At 61.7% G+C, this 7,613-nt stretch carries 6 protein-coding genes and 1 pseudogene; 4 read left to right on the top strand and 3 right to left on the bottom strand.

The features are described from left to right. Nucleotides 1-560, bottom strand: a pseudogene (locus ACR3FF_RS02700) (RNA-guided endonuclease TnpB family protein); the annotation flags it as partial. A gap of 338 nt (nt 561-898) precedes the next feature. Here ACR3FF_RS02700 and ACR3FF_RS02695 point away from each other — a divergent pair. Beyond that, nucleotides 899-1,666, top strand: coding sequence for an HVO_0234 family beta-propeller protein (locus tag ACR3FF_RS02695; protein ID WP_458185813.1), 768 nt, complete (start codon nt 899-901; stop codon nt 1,664-1,666). Here ACR3FF_RS02695 and ACR3FF_RS02690 read toward each other — a convergent pair. Further along, on the bottom strand, nt 1,660-1,818 hold the full coding sequence (locus ACR3FF_RS02690) for a hypothetical protein (protein ID WP_458185811.1): 159 nt from the start codon (nt 1,816-1,818) through the stop codon (nt 1,660-1,662). The genes ACR3FF_RS02695 and ACR3FF_RS02690 overlap by 7 nt on opposite strands. A gap of 425 nt (nt 1,819-2,243) precedes the next feature. Between ACR3FF_RS02690 and ACR3FF_RS02685 the strand changes: the two genes are divergently transcribed. From ACR3FF_RS02685 to ACR3FF_RS02675, 3 genes are all read left to right on the top strand, one after another. Further along, nucleotides 2,244-3,095, top strand: a complete 852-nt coding sequence (locus ACR3FF_RS02685; RefSeq protein WP_458185809.1) for a ribose-phosphate diphosphokinase — start codon at nt 2,244-2,246, stop codon at nt 3,093-3,095. Between the two features lie 120 nt (nt 3,096-3,215). Then, nucleotides 3,216-3,503: a HalOD1 output domain-containing protein gene (locus ACR3FF_RS02680; protein WP_458185807.1), complete on the top strand. Its 288-nt coding sequence runs from the start codon at nt 3,216-3,218 to the stop codon at nt 3,501-3,503. A gap of 83 nt (nt 3,504-3,586) precedes the next feature. Further along, entirely contained in the window at nt 3,587-4,369 is a 783-nt protein-coding gene (locus ACR3FF_RS02675) for a TrmB family transcriptional regulator (protein ID WP_458185805.1), read from the top strand. An 18-nt stretch (nt 4,370-4,387) separates the two neighbouring features. Here the strand turns inward: ACR3FF_RS02675 and ileS are convergent, their stop codons facing one another. Beyond that, nucleotides 4,388-7,579 carry an isoleucine--tRNA ligase gene (gene ileS / locus ACR3FF_RS02670; RefSeq protein ID WP_458185803.1) on the bottom strand — a complete coding sequence of 1,064 codons (3,192 nt, stop codon included), beginning with the start codon at nt 7,577-7,579 and terminating at the stop codon, nt 4,388-4,390. Between the last annotated feature and the right edge of the window lie 34 nt (nt 7,580-7,613).

The raw sequence follows: 7,613 nt of genomic DNA, 5'->3' as shown, positions 1-7,613 counted from the left end.
AGTTTGGATTCACCGATATCGAAACCAATCGGAGTTGGGTCGTCCGGTACGTCTGGTTCCGCAACTTCGTATTCGACGGTGACATGCAAGACCCAGTTCTTCCGGTGTTCTTGGAGTCGAAACTCGCCGACCGTCACATCGTCGTTGAACAAGTCCGTCCACAGCTCCCGCTGAGCGGGGTTAATACGGAGCGGAATCCAGAAAGCGTTGCCACGGCCTGCCTGAGGAACGCGCCAACAGAACTCGTGCGTTCTGTCGTCGGACTGGTCGATATTCCATCCTTGGTTCGTGAATCGAACAGGATGGTCGTCTTCTATCTCCTTCGCGTTGTACGTCTTCCGAAGTTTTGGGACGTAACTTTTGAGGGCGTTTTTCGCATGCCCCGTCAGATTGTACGGCGTGACGATATCGTTGACCGCCGTTTGCGTGTCCGCGCCACTCTCGAAAGCGTCGTCAAGAGCGCGGCGGTACGTCGCCACGGTACGCTGAAGCCGATGCTCTTTGTGCGCCGTTGGTGGCGCGAGCGTGGCTTGGAGCGTTTTCGTGGCGGTTGCGGTCACACTTCACAGTACGAGTTAGTAATAGTTAAGACTATCTAATCACTAATCAAGAATAGAGATGCCAAACCTCAACGTCGAAGTAAGCGACGAAGAATACGAACAGCTAAGCGAAGTGAAAGACGCACACGGTCTTACGTGGCGTGGGTTGGTTATTCAAGGCGCGAAGGCCTTGGACACCGACGGACCGCTTAAGTAGGACAGACAGCCGGGCGACACACGTGCAAATGCCCAGCTAAACGAACGCGATTCAACCCCGCGCTAAAGCACGGGGTTTTCTCGCTACCACAAGATAATCGAAAACCCGAACGCTTTCCCTGGTTCGTGTCGCTCCATCGTGTATGAGCAGTATCGAGGAAAAGCGCGTCTACGGCGATCAGGTGGGAACGACTACCGTCTCCGTCGCCACCGAACTCGGTGTCGCTCGCGTCGAAGTCTCCGCGGACATCGTCGGTGAGTTCTCGATAGCCCATCGCTGTGTCGCCCGCGACGTGGCCGGAGGGGTCGGCACGCTCGCGGTCGCGACCGACGAAGACGTACTCGACGCCGAGTTCTCCCCGCTCAACTTCGGTTCCGCAGTTGCCGTCGGGTTCGATGGCGACGACCTGCTCGCAGCGGACGACGAGGGTCGACTCGCACGCTACGACGGTCAGTGGCACGAACTGGCGTCGCTCGCCGACGTGCGGGCTATCGACGGGAATCTGGTGGCGACCGCTGCGGGGGTCTATCAGGTCGCAGACGACGGTGTCCGGCACGTCGGACTGGACGACGTCCACGATGTCGCGACCGATGGCGTTCCACTCGCCGCGACGAGTGACGGTCTCTACTGGCTGGGCAACGGCTGGATGGACGCCGTAGACGGCGATTTCCGCGTCGTGAGCGCGACGAAAGAGACCGCCTACGCGGCGACCGACGACGCCCTGTTCCGTCGACACAACGACGAGTGGCGAGCGGTCTCGCTTCCGGTCACCGAACCGATTGCTGACGTGGCGTTCGGTGACGGGGTGTACGCAGCGACCGAGGACGGGACGTTTCTGGCGACGGTCGGGGACGGCTGGCGACGTCGCCATCTCGGCCTGAGCGGCGTGACGGCACTCGCGGTTCACTGATTCACGCCGAGTTCGTACAATCCTCGGTGTACCTTCCGAACGAGACCGAGACGGACGAGGTCACGCAGTCGGGTCTTCACCCACTCCTGTGTCACGCCGAGTTCCCGCGCGAGATAGGCGGGTGTCCCCCGACCGTCGGCGAGGAGGTTCAAGATTCCTCGTTCGACCGGCGAGAACTCGTCGTCGAGGCGGAACGTCTACTAGTAGTCTTTCCGTTTCCCGATATCGCGCCGTGTTGTCCGTCTCACCGAGGCGAAGTTCGTAGAGACCGCGGTACGGCTTGTCGGACATTTTTATTTTCATCAATACAAATATAATAGTACCGGGCAAAATAATATTTTGTAAGTTTCCTAAATGATTACTGCCTCGGCTTCTGGTCAACCAATACACTTTTGTTCCATAGATATTTATATTACATATACGATGGGAAGTATAGAAAATACACGAACGAAACAGGACGAAGACGAATCTGCGTCGAGCCGTCGTACACGACGTCACGTCGGAACCGTCCTCGGGCCATGAGGTCCGGGCGCACCGAGTGAAAACGAGTTTAACCCGGGATATCCAGTTCTTTCGTATGATACTCAGTGGGTCTGCCTCGCAGTCGCTGGCGGCCACACTCGCCGACGAACTCGACGAACCACTCGCGCCCGTAGAGTACCGGTCGTTCCCGGACGGCGAACTGCTCGCGAGTGCGCCCGGATTCGAAGGTGACCGTGCCATCGTCGTCGCGTCGACCGTCTCCAGCGACACGCATCTCGAACTGCTCCAGCTTCAAGATGCCGTCCGCGAGTGGGGTGCCCGAGAAGTCGTTACCGTCGTCCCGTACATGGGCTACGCCCGTCAGGACAAAGCGTTCGAACGCGGCCAGCCCATCTCCGTCCGGGCAGTCGCTCGCGCCATCAGCACGACCACGGACCGCGTACTCACCGTCAATCCCCACGAGGACGCCGTCTGTGAGTTCTTCGACGTGCCCGCCAGCCCCGTGGACGCCGCGGGCTGTCTCGCCACCCCGCTTCCCGCCGACCTCACCGACCCCGTCTTCCTCTCGCCGGACGACGGTGCGCTCGACATCGCCGAGACGGTGCGGGATTCGTACGGCAGCGGTACGACCGACTACTTCGAGAAGCGACGCCTCTCCGGGACTGAAGTCGAGATCACGCCCAGCGACACCGACGTCACCGGCAGAGACGTGGTCGTGACCGACGACATCATCGCCACCGGTTCGACCATGAGCGAAGCCGTCTCCCTCCTTCAGGACCGCGACGTGGGTCGCGTGTTCGTCACCTGCGTTCATCCCATGCTCGCGCAAAACGCCCGAACGAAACTCGCCCGGGCCGGCGTCGAAGCAGTGTACGGGACGGACACAATCGAGCGAGCAGTGAGTCAGGTGTCGGTCGCCCCCGCCATCGCGGATTCACTCTTTTGAATCGTTCACTCGCGGGCTCAATCGAACGCCGTTCACCAGGAAAATCACAAAACGTTCATACCAATGGGGGCAGTATGGTACACAGAATACACAGGTGGGAGACACCGCCGCATTAGTGCCATGATAGAAGATACAAACGAGTACGACGGAGAGATCGTCTATCGAGGTGAGTGGGATGACGAAAGCACACTCACCCCGAGTACGGGCGTCGCAAAAGCTCTCGAAGAACTCACAGACGCCAGCGCACCGTCGCTGTACGACGTCGTGAATCCGGATTCGCTCGACGCGCTGTTCCGCCCTCGGCACGACGGAAGTCCCCGAAGTTCCGGCCGAGTGAACTTCGATTACGACGGGTTCGCCGTCACGGTCGATGCGGACGGGTCGTTCGTCATCGAACGACCCGAGTAAGGCATTTTCGTCGTTCGTTACCATCGTTATCGAGTGTAACGAGCCGTCAGTGGCATATCCCCGTCTGCCTTACTCTGGAGGGAATGACCGATGCTGGATACGAAACTGAAACGGTCGAACTCCTCTCCGAACTCGGATTGACCGAGTACGAGGCCCGGACGTTCGTCGCGCTCTTGCAGTTGGGGGAGGGGACGGCGAAAGACGTCAGCGACGTCTCCGACGTTCCTCGAACGCGGGTGTACGACGCGGTCGAGCAGCTACACGACCGGGGGTTGGTGGACGTTCAGTACGGGTCTCCGCAGAAGTTCTGGGCCGTCTCGCGCGATACGAGCGTGCGAAAGTTCCAGCGTCGGTACGAGGGGAACATCGAGCATCTGTCCGACCTGCTCTCCGAACTCGAAACCGTCGAACGCGGTAGCCACGAACAACCCGGTGTCTGGACGGTCACGGGTCGGGAATCGGTCGAAGACCGCATCCGGGAGTTTCTGGACGAAGCGACGGCAGAAGTCGTCTGTATCTGTACCGACGAACGACTCACCGACGACATAGTCGAGAAACTGATCGAACTGAACGATGCTGGAGTCGACCTCCATCTCGGTGGCGTATCGACGAACCTTCGGGAACGAGTCGACGCCGACGCGCTCGACGCGACCGTCTTCCATTCGCCGTGGAAGTGGTCCGAAACGGCGGTCTCCCGACTGCTGATGGTCGATGGTGAGACGACGCTGGTCAGCGTGAAGGTCGACTCGTCGGACGCCGAGACTGCAATCTGGGGAACCGGGGAAAAGAACAGTCTCGTCGTCGTTCTGAAGGCGATTCTCTCGCATCGAATCCCGGACGATGGCGATTCGGACGCGACAGAGTGAGAACGGGCGGCGCTTCGATTACGCTTCGGCCCCGGCCAACGGCGCGATGGCGATGGTCATCTCGACGCCTTCGACGTCCCACTCCTTGCGGTGGCCGTCTTCGACCGACCCGACGCTCTCCGCGCGAACCTCCTCTGTTACGAGGTCCATGTGCCGCTCCACGAGTTCGGCCACGCGGTCGTCGTGGACGGCGAGTTCGAGGTGGATGCTTTCCTCGATGTCGAGGTCCAACTCCTTGCGCATCTCTTGGACGCGACGGATGACCTCGCGGGCGTAGCCCTCGCTCTCGATGTCCTCCGTGAGCGCCGTATCGACGTAGACGACGCCGAGGTCGTCGCCGTTCACGTCGAACGTCGTGCCGGTCACGTCGTCGGGCGTCTGCGTGACGAACTCGACCATCTCGTCGTCCAACTCGACTGTCTCGCCGAGGGCATCTTCGACCGCTCCTTCGAGCGCGGCCAGCGTGGGTTCGGTGACGCGCGCTTCGTTGAGCGCGTTCATCACCCGTCCGGCGTCGTCGCCGAACGTCGGGCCGAGCACGCTCATGTCCGCCTCGGCGCTGTAGGCGAGTTCGCCCCACTGCTCGTCCGGGGAGACCAGTTCCACCTCGCGGGCGTTCAGCCGGTCGGCCAGCAGATCGCTGTGATTCTCGACGGCCCGAACCACGCGTTCGTCGTCCGCGTCCACCACGATTCGAGAGACGGGCCAGCGGAGTTTCCGTTCCGCCTGCTGGCGGGCGTTCGCACCCGCTTCTTCGACGGCGCGGAGCACCGACACGTCGGTTTCCATCTCCTCGTCGAGCCAGAACTCGTCAGGTTCGGGCCAATCGAGCATGTGAACGCTGTCCGCCCCGTCCTCGCCCGTGAGATTCTGGTAGATCTCCTCGCTGACGAACGGGGCGTAGGGGGCGAGCAGGGTGACCACCTGCTGTAGGACGTGGTAGAACGTCGCGTAGGCGGCCTGCTTGCTCGTGCTGTCCTCTTCTTCCCACATTCGCTCGCGGACGACCTGGATGTAGAACCGGGAGACGTCCTCGACCACGAAGTCGAGGAGCACACGGAGCGCCCGGTCCTGGCGGTAGTCCTCCCACTGGTCGGTCATCTCCGTGGTCACGGTCTGGAGCCGCGAGAGCAGCCACTCGTCGACCAATTCGAGGTCGGCGTCTTTCACGTCCACGGCGTCCGGGTCGAACTCGTCGAGACGCATGTACGGCAGCGGGAACCGGAACACGTTCCAGAGGATGTTCAGGCTCCGTTGCATGTTCTGCATCTCGTCCCACGAGAAGCGCATGTCCTCGCCCTGCGGGTTCTGCGAGAGGAGGAACAGGCGCATCGGGTCTGCGCCGTGGCGCTCGATGGCTTCCTCCGGTGCGACGATGTTCCCGATGGATTTCGACATCTTGCGCCCGTCTTCCGCGAGCGCCCAGCCGTGCATCAGCACCTCGTCGTACGGCACTTCGCCGAGTGCGGCGGTGCCCATCCCGAGTTGCGACCAGAACCAGCCGCGCGTCTGGTCGTGGGCCTCCATGATGAGGTCGGCGGGCCACAGTTCCTCGAAGTCGTCTTCGTTGCTCGGGTAGTCGAGGGTGCCCCACGACGCCACGGAGGAGTCGAGCCACACGTCGAACACGTCGGGGACGCGGGTGTAGGTCGTGCCGTCTTTCGTGATGGTCAACTCGTCGACCGTCGGCCGGTGGAGGTCGACTTCCTCGGGGTCGACGTCTTGGTCTACCTGCTCGGCGAGTTCCTCACGGCTGCCGACGACCACCACGTCGTCCATGCTCCCGTCCCAGTCCGCGGGCGTCCAGATGGGGATCGGCACACCCCAGTAGCGCTGGCGCGAGACGTTCCAGTCCGGCGAGTTCGCCACGAAGTTGTAGAACCGCTCGTCGCGGGCCTCCTGTGGATGCCACTCGCTGTCCTCGATGTTGTCGAGGAGTTCGTCTTTGATGTCGGTGACCGTGATGAACCACTGGTCGGTGACTATCTGGAGGACGCCCGTGTCACACCGCCAGCAGTGGCCGTAACTGTGGGTCACGGTGCCGGACGAGAGCAGGTGGCCGTTCGCGTCGAGGTCGGCCATAATGTCGTCGTCGGCGTCCTTGACGAACTGTCCGGCGTACTTGCCGGCCTCTTCGTGGTAGACGCCGTCGCCGCCGACGGGACAGAAGATGTCGAGACCGAGTTCCGTCCCGCGTTCGAAGTCCTCCTCACCGTGACCGGGCGCGGAGTGGACGAGTCCCGTCCGGTCGGCTTCGACGTAGTCGGCGGTGTAGACCTGTAGCGTGCCCTCGCCTGCCGGGTGTTCCGGCACTTCTTCGTCCAGCGGATGGTCGTACTCCCAGCCGACCATCTCCTCGCCCGTGACCTCCTCGACGACCTCGTAGTCCTCGTAACGGCCTTCCTTCAGGACGCCTTCGACGCACTCCTCGGCGACGTAGAGGACCTCGCCCTCGCCGTCTTTTCGGGCTTCGACGCCGACGTAGTCCAACTCGCCGTCGACGGCGACGAAGGTGTTCGCCGGGACGGTCCACGGGGTGGTCGTCCAGATGACCAGGCTCCCCTCTCGGTCGCGGAGAGGGAACTTCACGTAGATGGAGGGGTCTTCGACGTTCTCGTACTCCACCTCGTTGTTGGCGATGGCGGTCTCACAGCGCGGGCACTGGCTGATAGAGCGCATCCCCTGCTCCACGAGGCCGCGCTCGTGCGCGCGTTGGAATCCCCACCACGCGGCTTCCATGTACTCGGGGTCGACCGTCTTGTACGGGTCGTCCCAGTCCATCCAGACGCCGAAGGACTTGAAATCGTCCTGGAGGCCGTCGAGCTGGTCTTCGGCGAACTCCTTGCACTCCTCGATGAAGTTCTCCATCCCGAACGCCTCGATGTCCTTCTTGTTCTCGAAGCCCATCTGCTCTTCCACCTTCGTTTCGATGGGAAGCCCGTGCATGTCGTAGCCGGGGCGGTCGGTCACGTCGTAGCCGGACATTCGAAGGTAGCGGATGTAGGCGTCCTTCAGCGACTTGTTCCACGTCGTTCCCATGTGCGCCGCGCCGGAGGTGTACGGCGGGCCGTCCACGAAGAAAAAGCGCTCTTCGCCCTTCCTGTTCGCCTTCGTCTTCTGGTAGGCGTCCACCTCGTCCCAGTACTCGAACACTCGGTCTTCGACCGAATGTGGTTCGTACTGGTCGTCTACTTCCTCGAATCTGCTCATGTGCGATGTGAGTGCTCCCGGCAATAAAGTGAGT

It is taken from the genome of Haladaptatus ordinarius, from assembly GCF_054177595.1.
Note: the sequence above shows the minus strand (reverse complement) of the source record. Positions and strands in the feature narration are given on the sequence as shown.